A 16,210-nucleotide genomic window follows, 5' to 3' on the forward strand; every position below is an offset into this window, starting at 1 on the left:
TTAGGAGCAAAAAGAAAGGCGACATTCTAGCAGATTCATTGTATAGAAGCTGAAAATGTCGCCAAATTGCAATCTGTTTTAAGTGATTTTTATTTTGATTAATCCGCTAAAGCCTTAAACAGTCTGGCGTTTTACAAAATGACGGATTAGTTCAGCAATTTTAGTTGGCTGACTTAGAACCGCCCAGTGATTGGCATCAAGTTCAACATATTCAAAGTTTTCAACCCATTTTGGCATTGATTCGGTAATATACTCAGGGCTAACAAATGCATCGCGTTTTAATACAATCGCCTGTACAGGACATTGAGCATAGCGTTGGCGTGGTTGAGCCAGTGAAGGAATAAAGTTAGCACGATACAAATTAATACCGTATTTACCATCTGACACAATATTTGCATTTAATGGCAAATTTTGTTTTTTCTCTAAGCCACTTAAAATCTTACCCCACTTTTCTGGACTAAAGAAAGTCCATACGGTTGGAGCAACCAATGGCAAATGGAAAGCACCAATATACCAAGATTTAGTCAGCATTTTCAGTACATTACTTGGTGCAGATTTAAACTTTCCACGCAAATATAAAGAAGCATGATCCAAGCAAGGGCCTGAGATTGTTGTATAAGATAGTAAACGGCCTTTTAACTTAGGTTCAGTTACTGATTCCCAAGACTGTAAAGAACCCCAGTCATGCGCTGCCATATGGAAATTGCGGTTGGGTAACACTTGATCAACCACTTCTTGTAAATCCAAAGATAAACGCGGTAATCGATAGTCTTTAATACGCTTTGGAATTGATGACAAACCTGCACCACGAACATCGTAAGTAACGACATAATAGTCATCAACCAATTGCTCAATAATCGGCTCCCATACTTCTTGATTATCGGGATAACCATGTACTAACACCAATGGTGTTTTCTTTTCATCCCCCCATGTTTTGACACAGAGGCTTTGTTGGTCAGAAGTGGTTACTGTTTTTACTTGTGCTTGCATAATTTTTTCCCATTTTGTTTTCTATCGGCTTGGTTATAAAATAGCCATTGCCAGCGATGCACTAAAAATGATACTTATGGAGTATGAATAGCGTTGCAAGAAAAAAAATTGACCATGAAAGACTTTTTCAAAAAAATTCGAACCGTTCCAGCGATTTCTAAATTTATGCTGAATCATTATTCCCCTTATCGTGGGGCAGGCATTGCAATCGAAACATTTGATCTTGATCGTTACTTCATTCGTGTCAAAATGCCGCTGACTAGAAAAAATCGTAATATCGTCGGAACACATTTTGGGGGCAGTTTATATTCGATGGTTGATCCCTTTTATATGCTGATTCTCATGCATCATTTAGGACATAAATACATTGTTTGGGACAAAAGTGCTTCTATTAATTTCCTGTCACCTGGTCGCAGCACCGTCTATGCGGATATACAGCTCAGTGCCACTGAAATTACGGAAATTAAGCAACTGGCTGAAAATCATGAACCTGTGTTTCGAAACTATACATTGAAGATTGTGGATGATGCGGGAACGCGAATTGCAGAAGTTGAAAAGGTTCTGTATATCCGTCTGAAAAAGCCAAAAGCTAGTGCTTAATTTTACGCATATAAAAATGCCTGCAAGGTTTTGCAGGCATTTTTAAATCTGAGAAATTATCTTTTCTTCTCTTGGATTGCAGCACCTGCGCCACCACCGATTGCACCACCAATCGCTGCACCAGTATCACCACCAAAAATAGACTTACCAATCACAGAACCAATCCCTGCGCCAATCGCACTACTTGTGGTTGAATTACTACTACCACCCTTGGCATTTGCACCTACACCAGCACCTGCTGCTGCACCTACACCCGCTCCTAAGCCACCACCTACATGATTACCAACACCACCACCAACTGCACCACCCAATGCTGCTGCACCAATACGCTGATCAGATGCGCTCATGTTTTGGCAGCCTGTAAACATCAAAGTAGATAATACTAATGTTGAAATTAAACCCATTGTTTTTTTCATGTCCAAAACTCCTCAGCTTTATAGTCTAAGCATAATCTGATTTTTGTGAGAAAATAATCAGATTATGTAATTGCTCTAAGTGCATTCTTTTCTTTTTGTAATAAAATAAACTAAATGGAAGAATCTTTGATCAATACAGTACTACACTGTTGATTGAATTAGGTTATTAAACATGAAGTCAAAGTTCCAATCTAATCAGCATGAAAACAAAATGTGTGGCTCAATGTAAAAATATAATTTAACAGGGGCGAAAAAATGATAAGATTTATGCTATCCATGTTGATCTTGATGAGTTTGAATTCAGCAACTCAGGCAAATTTTTTCAAGTTCCAAACATTAGCAAAAGTAGAATCACATAAAAATATTCCTTATGGTCATGATTCCCAACAAATGATGGATATCTATTTCCCATCTAAACCACACACCGATAATAATCTAGCCCCAATCATCGTTATGGTACATGGTGGTGCTTGGAGTATAGGTGATAAAAATAATGCTGCAGTAGTAAAAAATAAAGTCGATTATTGGGGTAAACGTGGGTGGCTTTTGATCTCCGTTAATTACCGATTAATTCCAAATGCAACCGTACAGCAACAGACTCAAGATATATCAAATGCTTTAGTCTATATTCAAAAACATGCAAATGATTGGCATGCAAACTCAAAACGGCTTATTTTGGTAGGGCATTCTGCTGGTGCACATTTAGTCAGCTTAGTTACAGTACGGCCCTCGTGGTTAACTCCACAACCGCAACCTTGGCGAGCAACCATTGCCTTAGATAGTGCTGCTTACGATATCGAAAAAATAATGCAAAATCGGCACGCTCGATTTTATGATCGAGCCTTTGGCCAACAACCTGAAAACTGGAAAGCTCTATCTCCGATCTTACAACTACATCAAAGTTTACCTGCATTTCTCGCTGTTTGCTCAACCACTCGCCCTGATCAACCCTGTATACAGGCTCAACAATTTATTCAGCAAGCACAAAAACTTGGGACATCCGCACAATTATTATCACTCCCACTTTCACATCGTGAAATAAATAGATCTTTGGGAGAAGATAATGCATATACCCAACAAGTGAATCAATTTATACAATCACACTAATTTATATCTATGAAAACTTAGTTTAGTTTTCTAAATACAATCATTTTGCTACTTTCAAACATAAAAAAGGCACCCAAAGGTGCCTTTTTTAATTCGTTAAGACTTAGAACTGGTCTGAGTTCAACGCTTGACTAAATGCTTGGTCAACTTCACTGAAATCGTTATGAAGTTCAAATTCAGCAGCTTCTGCTTCTTGACGACGACGCTCTAAGTGATATGCAAGACCTGTACCCGCTGGGATCAAGCGACCCACAACAACGTTTTCTTTCAAACCACGTAAATCATCTTCTTTACCTGTTACAGCCGCTTCAGTTAACACACGAGTTGTTTCCTGGAACGATGCAGCAGAAATGAATGAGTCAGTAGAAAGCGACGCTTTAGTAATACCCATCAATTGACGTTCAAACTTCGCTGGGAACTTGTTCTGAGCCAAGACAGCTTGGTTCTCTTGAACAACGCGGATGTAATCCACTTGCTCACCTTTGATGAAGCTTGTATCACCGCCGTCAGTGATATCAACTTTACGCAACATTTGACGTACAACAACTTCGATGTGCTTATCGTTGATTTTTACACCTTGGAGACGGTAAACGTCTTGAACCTCGTTCACGATGTAGTTAGTTAATGCCACTTCACCTTTCAAACGCAAGATGTCATGTGGGTTTTGTGGACCATCAGAAATGGTTTCACCACGGTTGACATGCTCACCTTCGAACACGTTGATTTGACGCCATTTTGGAATCAATTCTTCGTAGATCTCTGAACCATCATCAGGTGTGATCACTAAACGGTTCTTACCTTTGGTCTCTTTACCAAAGCTCACGATACCAGACACTTCTGCCAAAATCGCATGTTCTTTCGGTTTACGTGCTTCGAACAAGTCAGCAACGCGAGGAAGACCACCGGTAATATCACGGGTACGTGAAGTTTCTTGTGGTACACGACCAAGTACATCACCCACACCAATCGTTGCGCCATCACGAACGGTTACGATCGTATTTTGTGGTAAGAAGTAGAATTGTTCGCCACCATCTGTTGTATCCAACACAATTGCAGGACGTAAATCTTTACCAGAAGCAGGACGAGCTGTTACAGGCAAGATTTCAACAGTGGTCATACCCGTTGCATCATCAGTTTTCGATGTTGCAGTTACGCCATCAGCGATCTGGCTGAAACGCGCTTTACCAGCAACTTCGGTAACAAGTGGATGTGTATGTGGATCCCAAGTCGCCACGATACCGCCCGCTTCTACAGCTTCACCATCTTTCAACAAGATGGTTGCACCGTAAGGAAGTTTATAACGCTCACGTTCACGACCTAATTCATCCGCAATACCAATTTCACCTGAACGTGAAACTGACACCAAGTGACCTTTGGCATGTTGTACAGTTTTCACGTTGTGGAAACGTACAGTACCTTTGTTACGGACTTGAACACTGTTTGCAGCAGACGTTCGGCTCGCAGCACCACCCACGTGGAACGTACGCATCGTTAACTGTGTACCTGGCTCACCAATTGATTGTGCAGCCATAACACCCACTGATTCACCTGGGTTCACCAAGTGACCACGTGCAAGGTCACGACCATAACAACGCGCACATACACCGAATGTAGATTCACATGCAATAACTGAACGTACTTTGACTTCATCGACACCCGCTTCTTCAAGCTGAGCAGCAATTTTCTCGTCAATTAACGTACCACGTGGAAGTACAACTTCATCATCAGATGCACGACGTACATCTTCAGCAGTTACACGACCTAATACGCGATCGCGTAATGGTTCAATCACGTCACCACCTTGAATGAATGGTGTCATCACTAGGCCACCCGCTGTACCACAGTCAGATTCAGTAATCACCAAATCTTGTGCTACGTCTACAAGACGACGTGTCAAGTAACCCGAGTTCGCAGTTTTCAATGCAGTATCGGCCAAACCTTTACGCGCACCGTGTGTTGAAATGAAGTACTGAAGTACCGTCAAACCTTCACGGAAGTTTGCTTTAATTGGGGTCTCAATGATCGAGCCATCCGGCTTCGCCATCAAACCACGCATACCAGCAAGCTGACGGATCTGCGCCGCACTACCACGGGCACCCGAGTCAGACATCATGTAGATACTGTTGAATGATTTCTGCTTCTCGTCTTCACCTTGCTTGTTTTTAACAAGTGTGTAAGACAAGTTATCCATCATTGCTTTCGCAACCTGGTCATTGGTACGCGCCCAAATATCGACCACTTTGTTATAGCGCTCACCCGCAGTTACGAAACCTTGCTCAAACTGTTGTTCGATTTCACGAACTTCTGTTTCAGCTTTGTCAATAATGACTTGTTTCGTTGGTGGGATCAGCATGTCTTCCATACCAACAGATACACCTGAGCGCGTCGCTTGACGGAAGCCCAAATACATCAATTGGTCAGCGAAGATAACAGTATCTTTCAAACCAAGCTTACGGTAGCAAGAGTTGATTAACTTAGAGATGTTCTTTTTAGTCATCTCAAGGTTGATCATATCAAAGCTTAAACCTTGTGGAACAACTTCCCAAAGTAAGCAACGACCAGGTGTTGTATCAACAATAATGGTTTGCTTTTCACGCTGACCGTTTTCATCAATTACAGTTTGATGTACACGTACTTTTACACGTGCATGGATCGCAACTTTACCCGTTGCTAATGCACGGTTAACTTCATGCGTATCGGCAAACACCATGCCTTCACCTTTGGCATTTACCGCATCACGTGTGATGTAGTAAAGACCCAAGACAACGTCCTGAGAAGGAACGATGATCGGCTCACCATTTGCAGGTGACAAGATGTTGTTGGTCGACATCATCAACGCACGTGCTTCTAACTGTGCTTCCAATGTCAATGGAACGTGTACCGCCATTTGGTCACCATCGAAGTCGGCGTTAAACGCAGCACATACGAGTGGGTGAAGACGGATTGCCTTACCTTCGATCAGAATAGGTTCAAATGCTTGAAGACCTAGACGGTGAAGTGTTGGCGCACGGTTCAACATGACTGGATGTTGACGAATGACAGAAGCTAGAACATCCCAAACTTCTGGCGTTTCGCGCTCAACCATTTTCTTCGCAGCTTTAATGGTTGTTGCTTGGCCAGATGCTTGTAGTTTCGCGAAAATAAATGGCTTGAATAATTCAAGTGCCATCTTCTTCGGAAGACCGCATTGGTGAAGACGTAAAGTAGGACCTACGGTAATGACCGAACGACCAGAATAGTCAACACGCTTACCAAGTAAGTTTTGACGGAAACGACCTTGTTTACCTTTGATCATGTCTGCCAAAGATTTCAATGGACGTTTGTTCGAACCTGTAATTGCACGACCACGACGACCGTTATCAAGCAACGCATCAACAGACTCTTGTAACATACGTTTTTCGTTACGTACGATGATGTCTGGCGCAGCAAGGTCAAGAAGACGCTTCAAACGGTTGTTACGGTTGATCACACGACGATATAAATCGTTCAAGTCTGAAGTCGCGAAACGACCACCTTCAAGTGGTACAAGCGGACGTAAGTCTGGTGGAAGTACTGGAAGTACATTCATCACCATCCATTCAGGCTTATTGTTTGAATCTTTGAATGCTTCCATCAATTTCAAACGCTTAGACGCTTTTTTAAGTTTCGTCTCAGACGTTGTTTGTGGAATTTCTTCACGTAAACGCGCAATCTCAGCTTCAAGATCGATATCTTTTAATAAATCCTGAACTGCTTCTGCACCCATTTTCGCAGTGAATTCATCACCGTGTTCTTCAAGTGCATTGTAGTATTCTTCGTCTGTTAAAAGTTGATACTTTTCAAACGGAGTCATACCAGGATCAGTAACAACATAAGATTCGAAATACAATACACGTTCGATATCACGTAATGTCATATCAAGCAGTAAACCGATACGGCTCGGTAATGATTTCAAGAACCAGATGTGTGCAACTGGAGAAGCAAGGTCAATGTGACCCATACGCTCACGACGAACTTTTGCAGTTGTTACTTCAACGCCACATTTTTCACAAATGACGCCTTTGTATTTCATACGCTTGTATTTACCACACAAGCATTCATAATCTTTTACTGGACCAAAGATTTTGGCACAGAACAAACCGTCACGTTCAGGTTTAAAAGTACGGTAGTTAATGGTTTCAGGCTTTTTAACTTCACCGTGAGACCATGACTTAATCATCTCTGGTGACGCAAGACCAATACGGATACGGTCAAATTCAACAGGTGCATGACCTTCTGAATCCGTTTTCTTACGCATGATATCGAGCAAGTCTTTCAATTTTTTTCTCCGTGTGTCGGGGAGCTACGCTCTTCCGACTGGGTCACAAATATTGTTTTTACTGAAATTTGGAATCTCCCCTAACCCCTCTTTAACAAAGAGGAGAACTTCCCCCTTTAATAAAGGGGGATCGAGGGGGATTTAGTCACCATTTTTCAGTTCAATGTTGATACCTAAAGAACGGATCTCTTTGGTCAATACGTTGAACGATTCAGGCATACCCGGATCCATATAATGGTTTCCATCTACAATATTCTTATAGATGCGTGTACGACCTTCGACGTCATCCGACTTCACTGTAAGCATTTCTTGGAGCGTATATGCAGCACCGTATGCTTCAAGTGCCCAGACTTCCATCTCACCGAAACGCTGACCACCGAATTGTGCTTTACCACCAAGCGGCTGTTGAGTCACAAGTGAGTAAGAACCTGTTGAACGTGCATGCATCTTGTCATCAACCAAGTGGTTCAATTTGAGCATGTACATGTAACCTACAGTTACAGGACGGTCAAACTGTTCACCTGTACGACCATCAAACAATACTGTTTGACCTGTACGAGAAATGTCTGCCAATTCAAGTAAGTCTTTGATCTGGCTTTCTTCAGCACCATCAAATACAGGAGTCGCTAATGGAACACCAGCACGTAAGTTGCCTGAAAGCGCCAAGATTTCTGCGTCAGTCAAGCTATCAAGCTCTTCCTGCTCACCACCAACCTTGTTATAAATCTTGTCTAAGAATTCACGCAGTTCAATCACTGTACGTTGTTCTTTCAACATTTTTTCGATCTTATCGCCAAGACCTTTCGCCGCCATACCCAAGTGAGTCTCAAGAATCTGCCCCACGTTCATACGTGACGGTACACCTAATGGGTTCAATACGATGTCGACTGGTACACCATTCGCATCATGTGGCATGTCTTCAACTGGTAAGATGTTTGATACAACACCCTTGTTACCGTGACGACCCGCCATCTTATCACCAGGCTGGATACGACGTTTAACTGCAAGGTAAACCTTAACAACTTTCAATACGCCAGTGGTTAATTCATCACCTGTAGACAGTTTACGCTTCTTCTCCGCAAACTTCTCGTCAATCTCGTAACTCTTCTCTTTCAAGAACACTTGAATTTGAGTTAAACGCTCAGCAATTGCTTCATCATTTGGCTGGATTTCAAGTAAATCAACAAGCTCTAAACCAGACAATACATCTTCAGAAAGTTTATCACCGCGTTTAGTTGAACCACCACCGTTAGATTCTTGACCTTTCAACAAACGAACAATACGTTCACGTGCTGCTTCTTCGAAGATTTTGTATTCTTCTTTCAAGTCTTTACGGTATGCATCAAGCTGAGCTTTTTCAATTGCTTGTGCACGTTCATCTTTTTCCAAACCATCACGCGTGAAGACTTGAACATCGATAACCGTACCTTTAGTGCCAGACGGAACACGTAAAGATGAATCTTTTACGTCAGCCGCTTTTTCACCAAAGATTGCGCGAAGTAATTTTTCTTCAGGTGTTAACTGAGTTTCACCTTTAGGTGTCACCTTACCAACAAGGATGTCACCTGCAGTCACTTCAGCACCGATATAAACAATACCTGACTCATCCAATTTAGACAGTGCAGCTTCACCAACGTTAGGAATATCGGCAGTAATTTCTTCTGCACCTAACTTAGTATCACGTGCGACACATGACAATTCTTGAATGTGAATTGACGTTAAACGGTCTTCTTGAAGTACACGCTCAGATAATAAGATCGAGTCTTCGTAGTTATAACCATTCCATGTCATGAACGCGACACGCATGTTTTGACCAAGCGCAAGTTCACCCATGTCAGTCGATGGACCGTCAGCCAAGATATCACCACGAGCAACTTTGTCGCCTAATTTCACGATAACATTTTGGTTAATACAGGTATTCTGGTTTGAACGTGTGTATTTGATCAGGTTGTAGATATCTACACCCGCTTCACCCGCGATCATCTCATCTTCGTTGACACGAATAACGATACGAGATGCATCAACATATTCAATCGCACCGCCACGGTTTGCGATCACACACACACCTGAATCACGTGCTACGTTTGCTTCCATACCTGTACCAACAAGCGGTTTGTCAGCACGCAATGTAGGAACAGCTTGACGTTGCATGTTCGAACCCATCAAGGCACGGTTCGCGTCATCGTGTTCAAGGAATGGGATCAATGATGCCGCAACTGAAACAACCTGCTGTGCAGAAACGTCCATATGTGTGACGCGCTCAGGCGACATACGTACGAATTCACCTTGATGACGGACAGAAACCATTTCTTCAGTCAGGTTGCCATCTTTATCAACAGCGGAGTCAGCCTGTGCAATGACAGTCCCTACTTCTTCAATTGCAGATAAGTATTCAACTTCATCAGTTACACGACCATCTACAACTTTACGGTATGGTGTTTCCAAGAAACCGAAGTCATTCGCTTTTGCATAGACAGAAAGCGAGTTGATCAAACCAATGTTTGGACCTTCAGGCGTTTCAATTGGACAAACACGACCGTAGTGAGTTTGATGTACGTCACGTACTTCGAAGCCCGCACGCTCACGAGTCAAACCACCAGGACCAAGCGCAGATACACGACGTTTGTGTGTAATCTCAGACAATGGATTGTTTTGGTCCATGAATTGAGACAATTGGCTTGAACCAAAGAATTCTTTGATTGCAGCAGCAACAGGTTTTGCGTTGATCAAATCTTGTGGAGACAAGTTATCTGTTTCTGCTTGGCTTAAACGCTCTTTAACAGCACGTTCAACACGAACTAAACCAACACGGAATTGGTTTTCTGTCATTTCACCAACAGAACGTACACGACGGTTACCTAAGTGATCGATATCGTCGACTTCACCTTTACCATTACGAATTTCTACTAATGTACGTAATACATCAATAATATCGTCGTGTGACAGAATCCCTTCAACTTCACGTGACTTCTGGTCAGTACCCACTTCGTAAGGACGACCCAAACGACGGTTGAACTTCATACGACCCACTGGAGAAAGGTCATAACGCTCAGAAGAGAAGAATAAGTTGTTGAATAAGTTCTCAGCAGCTTCTTTCGTTGGTGGTTCGCCTGGACGCATGACTTTATAGATTTCAACAAGTGCTTCTTCACGACCTGTTGTTGTATCCGCACGCAATGTATCTGCAACGAAAGGACCACGATCGATGTCGTTCGTGAACAGGATGTTAAACTGTTTAACACCACCTTCAGCGATCTTCACCATGATGTCATGGCTAAGTACGGTATTCGCAGGAATCACATCACCACTTTTCAGTGTGATATCTTCAGCTGTAATACGCTCATATAAATATTCATCAGGTACAGAAAGCTTGGCTAAGTTCGCAGCTTCCATTTGACGTACATGACGTGCATTAATACGTTTACCTTGTTCAACGATCGCTTTACCATCATTATCCAAGATATCGAATTGTGCCATTTCACCACGTAAGCGATCTGGAACAAGATCAATCTGATAGCTACCCATATCAAGATATACAGGTACTTTTTCATAGAACAAATTCAAGATTTGTTCATTGCTGTAATTCAAGGCACGCAGAATCACCGTTGCAAGCAGCTTACGACGACGGTCAATACGTACGTATACTAAATCTTTAGCATCAAATTCAAAATCTAACCATGAACCACGGTAAGGGATAATACGTGCTGAATACAACACTTTACCACTTGAGTGAGTTTTACCCTTATCATGATCAAAGAATACACCTGGTGAACGGTGTAATTGAGATACGATGACACGCTCAGTACCATTGATAACGAAAGTACCGTTATCGGTCATGAGTGGCATTTCACCCATGTAAACTTCTTGTTCACGAACGTCTTTAATTGATTTCGTTTCACGATCTTTAATGATCAAACGAATTTTTACGCGCATTGGTGCTGCATAAGTTGAACCACGTAAAATACATTCACGCACGTCAAACTCAGGCTTACCAAGGCTATACTCAACAAATTCTAAAGCAGCATTGCCAGAATAACTTTCAATAGGAAAAACTGAACGAAATGCGGCTTGGAGACCGATATCTTCGCGATTTTTTGGAGTTTTACCGCCTTGTAAGAATGTACGGTACGAATCGACCTGAATCGACAGTAAGTACGGTGCTTCCATTACGTGGGGCAATTTACCAAAATTCTTACGGATCCGTTTCTTTTCGGTATATGAGTATGCCATCTGGAGTCCTCGGAAAGTAAACTAAACCCGCCTGCAGAACGGGTCTAGAAGGAATTACGCAGGCCGATATGGCCACCACTGTTTACAAATGCTGCAATTTTTAGTGGTATTAAAACGCTTAACAATATTTTTATAAGCAAAAAAATATTGGTAAGCGTTTGATTTCATGAATTTTGTTTAAATAATACGCACAATAAACGTAAAACTATCAAAAAACGAGCCGATTATTGTAACGCAAAAAGGCTGATGACCCAAGAGCCATCAGCCATTTTTTGGAGCCGATTTTGAAAAAATCGACTCCCTACAGCATTACTTAAGTGTAACTGTAGCACCAGCTTCTTCAAGCTTCTTCTTAAGTTCTTCGCCTTCTTCTTTAGAAACGCCTTCTTTAAGAACTGCAGGAGCGCCTTCAACAAGATCTTTCGCTTCTTTAAGACCAAGACCAGTTGCTTCACGAACTGCTTTAATTACAGCAACTTTGTTCGCGCCGAAAGAAGTCAACTCAACGTTGAATTCAGTTTGTTCTTCAACAGCAGCAGCAGCGCCTGGAGCAGCAGCAACAGCAACAGCAGCAGCAGATACGTTAAATTTCTCTTCGAAAGCAGAGATTAATTCAACAAGTTCAAGAACAGTTTTTTCAGCAACTGCGTTTAAGATTTCTTCGTTTGTTAAAGCCATGAGAATAACTCCAAATGGATATTGAATGGTGTGAAAATAGGATTAAGCCGCTTCTGACTCGTTTTTCTCTTTGAGCGCTGTAATAAGGCGACCCAATTTCGAAATAGGAGCTTGAAGAACAGACGCAAGCATAGTAAGCGCTTTTTCTTGGTTCGGAAGGTTTGCAATTACGCTAACGTCAGCACCTTGATAAACCTTACCGTCAAATGCGGCAGCTTTAAGTTCAAATGCTTTGTTAGTTTTCGCAAATTCTTCGAACAAGCGTGCAGCTGCACCCATGTCATCTTCAGAAGTTGAGAAACCGAGAATGGTTGGGCCAACAAGGTTGTCATTTAAGATATCGAATTGAGTACCTTCTAATGCGCGCTTAGCCAAAGTGTTACGTACGATACGCGTTGTAACACCCAACTTACGAGCTTCAACACGAAGTTGTGTCAACTGCTCTACGCTTGAACCTTGATAGTTAGCCACAACAACAGAAAACGCTTTAGAAGCAACTTCGCTTACTTCTGCAACGATCTGTTTTTTGCCTTCGATAAGAAGAGCCATTGTAAAACCTCCTAACGGTGATTTATGCACCTATACAGGCACACTCCCAATTCGTAAGCCTTTCGACTTACACGTGGAGGAGGAACAAATCACACCACCACGTCTACTCAGACTGGATTTTTAAGAAAAGTGTCCGAAAACACTTCTCGCCTGAGGTCTTTGACGCTGATAAATATTCATTTACCAATTCAAAGTTTGCCTAAGTTCGCAAAATACGACAGCGCGTTTCTTGCGTAAAAATCAAAGCAGCACTTTGATTTTTACTCAGGGCTTTAAAATTCTGTCTAATTACTTAGAAACGTTGTTTACGTCAACAGTAAGACCTGGGCCCATAGTAGAGCTTAAAGTGATCTTCTTAACGTATACACCTTTAGAAGTTGCAGGTTTTAAACGTTTTAAATCTGCAATTAAAGTCTCAACGTTTTGACGTACAGCTTCTTCGCTAAAGCCAAGTTGACCGATTGCAGCATGGATGATACCCGCTTTGTCTACGCGGTAACGTGCCTGACCAGATTTGGCATTCTTAACCGCGTTCGCAACGTCAGGCGTTACTGTACCCACTTTCGGGTTTGGCATTAAGCCACGTGGACCAAGAATTGTACCTAACTTACCAACAACGCGCATTGCATCAGGAGCAGCAATAACCACGTCGAAATCAAGATTTCCACCTTGAATGCTTTCAGCAAGGTCATCAAATCCAACAACATCTGCACCAGCTTCTTTTGCAGCTTCAGCAGCAGCACCTTGAGCAAATACTGCTACACGTACAGTTTTACCTGTACCTGCAGGTAAAGTCGTCGCACCACGAACAACCTGATCAGATTTACGTGGATCAACACCAAGGTTTACAGAGATGTCTAATGATTCTTTGAACTTCGCAGCTGGAAGGCTGTTAAGAACTTGTACTGCTTCTTCCAAAGTATAAACTTTGTTTGCTTCTACAGCAGCAGCAATGGCTTTTTGACGTTTAGTTAACTTTGCCATGTCTTATAGCTCCACTTCCAAGCCCATAGAACGTGCAGAACCAGCAATGGTACGCACACGAGCGTCTAAATCAGCACCAGTTAAATCTGGTTCTTTAGTCGTCGCAATTTCTTCTAATTGAGCACGAGTCAACTTACCAACTTTAGTTTTGTTAGGTACAGAAGAACCCTTTTGAATACCAGCAGCTTTCTTAAGAAGAATAGATGCAGGTGGAGTTTTCATGATGAATGTGAACGACTTATCGTTGTACACAGTGATCACGACAGGAATTGGCAAGCCAACTTCAAGTTTTTGTGTAGCAGCATTGAATTCTTTACAGAATGCCATGATGTTTACACCACGTTGACCTAAAGCAGGACCAATTGGTGGAGATGGATTTGCTTTACCAGCTGGAACTTGCAGCTTGATATAGCCGTCAATCTTCTTAGCCATTGAAAATTACCTCTGGGTACAAACGCCGTCAGGCTCCCCAAAAAATTAAACAACACCGAAGTGTTAGAACAACAATGCCCGATCAAATCGGGCGCTGACCAACCAACTCAAATTAAATCGTTTTTTCGACTTGTCGAAACTCGAGTTCAACTTGCGTTGGTCGATTAAATACATTGATCGTCAACGTTAAACGTGACTTTTCGTATTGCACTTCCTCCACGACCCCTTTAAAGTCAGTGAACGGACCATCAACCACGAGTAATTCTTCACCAGGCTCAAACATTGTCTTAGGACGAGGTGCTTCACCTGTATTACGTACACGCGCAAGAATTGCATCAGCTTCACGTTGAGAAATTGGTGCTGGTTTTTCTGGTGTACCACCAATAAAACCTAGAACCTTTGGACACTCTTTAACGATGTGCCAAGTATCATCATTCATTTCCATTTCAACTAATACATAGCCAGGAAAGAATTTACGCTCAGACTTGCGCTTCTTACCATCCTTCATTTCTACTACTTCTTCAGTAGGAACAAGGACTTCACCAAAACTATCAGCAACAGTGCTGCGCTGGATTCGGTCATTAAGTGAACGCATCACTTGTTTTTCAAAACCAGAATAGGCATGAATAATATACCAACGTTTCATCGCACTCTTACCCGATAATTAACCTAATAAACCAACCTAACCCGTAATCGAAACACCATAAAACCAATGATGCAACAACCACAACCAAAAGTACCTGCCACGATGTCGTGATCGTCTCTTGTTTTGTTGGCCAAGTCACTCGACGCAGTTCAATTCGCGCATCTTGCAACAAACGCACAAAGCCTTTGCCTTGATGGGTGGCGTATAATAAACCTAAAGCGACGACGACACAAGCCAAAATTACCCCAACGCGCACCCAAATATCATTTGCAGGTGCCCAATAGGCTGGTAAATGTTGATTTACCAATGCTGAACCAACTAACAAAACAATTGCAATTAACCACAAGACAATATCAAGTGGAGAATTTGCATTTATAACTTCTGCAGCATTATTTCTTTGAGGGATTGGCGCGTCGCTTAATGCGTCACGCGATTTATCATTCGACATTTTTTTACTCGTCGTAGAATTCGCGAATTATTATATGACAACTTAGCCAGAATTAAGCTTTTTTATTTAAAAAAAGTGGCAGGCCAGGAGGGACTCGAACCCCCAACATTCGGTTTTGGAGACCGACGCTCTACCAATTGAACTACTAGCCTATGAAGCAAATCGAAAGCCGAAGCTTTCGATTTGAATGCAATATAATATTGGGCTTATGCAGTTACTTTAGCAACAACACCAGCACCTACAGTACGACCACCTTCACGGATCGCAAAACGTAGACCTGGGTCCATTGCGATCGGGTGGATTAACTCTACTGACATTTCTACGTTGTCACCAGGCATTACCATTTCTACGCCATCTTGTAATTTGATCGCGCCAGTTACGTCAGTTGTACGGAAGTAGAACTGTGGACGGTAACCGTTAAGGAATGGAGTATGACGACCACCTTCTTCTTTAGAAAGTACATATACTTCTGCATCGAATTTAGTGTGTGGCTTGATTGTACCTGGTTTAGCAAGTACTTGACCACGTTGTACGTCTTCACGCTTAGTACCACGTAGAAGAACACCACAGTTCTCGCCCGCACGACCTTCGTCAAGAAGTTTACGGAACATTTCAACGCCAGTAACTGTAGTCGTTTGAGTATCACGGATACCAACGATTTCAACAGACTCACCAACTTTGATGATACCAGCTTCTACACGACCAGTTACTACTGTACCACGACCAGAGATAGAGAATACGTCTTCGATCGGCATCAAGAATGCTTTATCGATTGCACGCTCTGGTTCTGGGATGTAAGAGTCAAGCGCTTCAACAAGTGCAAGAACTGATTT

At 42.2% G+C, this 16,210-nt stretch carries 13 protein-coding genes and 1 tRNA gene; 2 read left to right on the plus strand and 12 right to left on the minus strand.

What is annotated here, in order from left to right; translation table 11 throughout:
- Window positions 1-114 precede the first annotated feature (114 nt).
- Window positions 115-990, minus strand: coding sequence for an alpha/beta fold hydrolase (locus tag CDG59_RS01375; RefSeq protein WP_087543089.1), 876 nt, complete (start codon window positions 988-990; stop codon window positions 115-117).
- A 93-nt stretch (window positions 991-1,083) separates the two neighbouring features.
- On the opposite strand from CDG59_RS01375, the gene CDG59_RS01380 reads away from it, so the two are divergent.
- Complete coding sequence (locus CDG59_RS01380; RefSeq protein WP_087543091.1) at window positions 1,084-1,590, plus strand: DUF4442 domain-containing protein; 507 nt, start codon at window positions 1,084-1,086, stop codon at window positions 1,588-1,590.
- Between the two features lie 56 nt (window positions 1,591-1,646).
- On the opposite strand, the gene CDG59_RS01385 is transcribed toward CDG59_RS01380, so the two are convergent.
- Window positions 1,647-2,006, minus strand: a complete 360-nt coding sequence (locus tag CDG59_RS01385) for a YMGG-like glycine zipper-containing protein (RefSeq protein WP_005163042.1) — start codon at window positions 2,004-2,006, stop codon at window positions 1,647-1,649.
- 255 nt (window positions 2,007-2,261) lie between these two features.
- Here CDG59_RS01385 and CDG59_RS01390 point away from each other — a divergent pair, with 255 nt between their 5' ends.
- Entirely contained in the window at window positions 2,262-3,113 is an 852-nt protein-coding gene (locus CDG59_RS01390) for an alpha/beta hydrolase (protein ID WP_087543093.1), read from the plus strand.
- Between the two features lie 103 nt (window positions 3,114-3,216).
- On the opposite strand, the gene rpoC is transcribed toward CDG59_RS01390, so the two are convergent.
- The 10 genes from rpoC to CDG59_RS01440 form a co-directional block, all read right to left on the minus strand.
- Window positions 3,217-7,410, minus strand: coding sequence for a DNA-directed RNA polymerase subunit beta' (gene rpoC, locus CDG59_RS01395; protein WP_087543094.1), 4,194 nt, complete (start codon window positions 7,408-7,410; stop codon window positions 3,217-3,219).
- Between the two features lie 141 nt (window positions 7,411-7,551).
- A complete protein-coding gene (gene rpoB / locus CDG59_RS01400; protein WP_087543096.1) occupies window positions 7,552-11,640 on the minus strand; it encodes a DNA-directed RNA polymerase subunit beta in 4,089 nt (1,362 codons plus the stop codon).
- 309 nt (window positions 11,641-11,949) lie between these two features.
- Window positions 11,950-12,318 carry a 50S ribosomal protein L7/L12 gene (rplL, locus tag CDG59_RS01405; RefSeq protein ID WP_087543097.1) on the minus strand — a complete coding sequence of 123 codons (369 nt, stop codon included), beginning with the start codon at window positions 12,316-12,318 and terminating at the stop codon, window positions 11,950-11,952.
- Window positions 12,319-12,360: 42 nt separating this feature from the next.
- Window positions 12,361-12,867 carry a 50S ribosomal protein L10 gene (rplJ, locus tag CDG59_RS01410; protein ID WP_005163057.1) on the minus strand — a complete coding sequence of 169 codons (507 nt, stop codon included), beginning with the start codon at window positions 12,865-12,867 and terminating at the stop codon, window positions 12,361-12,363.
- A gap of 288 nt (window positions 12,868-13,155) precedes the next feature.
- Complete coding sequence (gene rplA, locus CDG59_RS01415) at window positions 13,156-13,851, minus strand: 50S ribosomal protein L1 (RefSeq protein WP_005163060.1); 696 nt, start codon at window positions 13,849-13,851, stop codon at window positions 13,156-13,158.
- A 3-nt stretch (window positions 13,852-13,854) separates the two neighbouring features.
- Window positions 13,855-14,283: a 50S ribosomal protein L11 gene (rplK, locus tag CDG59_RS01420; protein WP_004637639.1), complete on the minus strand. Its 429-nt coding sequence runs from the start codon at window positions 14,281-14,283 to the stop codon at window positions 13,855-13,857.
- A gap of 112 nt (window positions 14,284-14,395) precedes the next feature.
- Window positions 14,396-14,929 (minus strand): transcription termination/antitermination protein NusG, encoded by a 534-nt coding sequence (nusG, locus tag CDG59_RS01425; RefSeq protein WP_004659359.1) that lies wholly within the window; start codon window positions 14,927-14,929, stop codon window positions 14,396-14,398.
- Window positions 14,930-14,936: 7 nt separating this feature from the next.
- Window positions 14,937-15,377: a preprotein translocase subunit SecE gene (gene secE, locus CDG59_RS01430; RefSeq protein ID WP_005163063.1), complete on the minus strand. Its 441-nt coding sequence runs from the start codon at window positions 15,375-15,377 to the stop codon at window positions 14,937-14,939.
- Between the two features lie 76 nt (window positions 15,378-15,453).
- Window positions 15,454-15,529: transfer RNA gene (locus CDG59_RS01435), tRNA-Trp, on the minus strand.
- 54 nt (window positions 15,530-15,583) lie between these two features.
- Window positions 15,584-16,210: EF-Tu/IF-2/RF-3 family GTPase (locus CDG59_RS01440; protein ID WP_264754460.1), on the minus strand; the 627-nt coding region annotated here is incomplete at its 5' end.

The organism is Acinetobacter sp. WCHA29, from assembly GCF_002165335.1.
Classification (GTDB): domain Bacteria; phylum Pseudomonadota; class Gammaproteobacteria; order Pseudomonadales; family Moraxellaceae; genus Acinetobacter.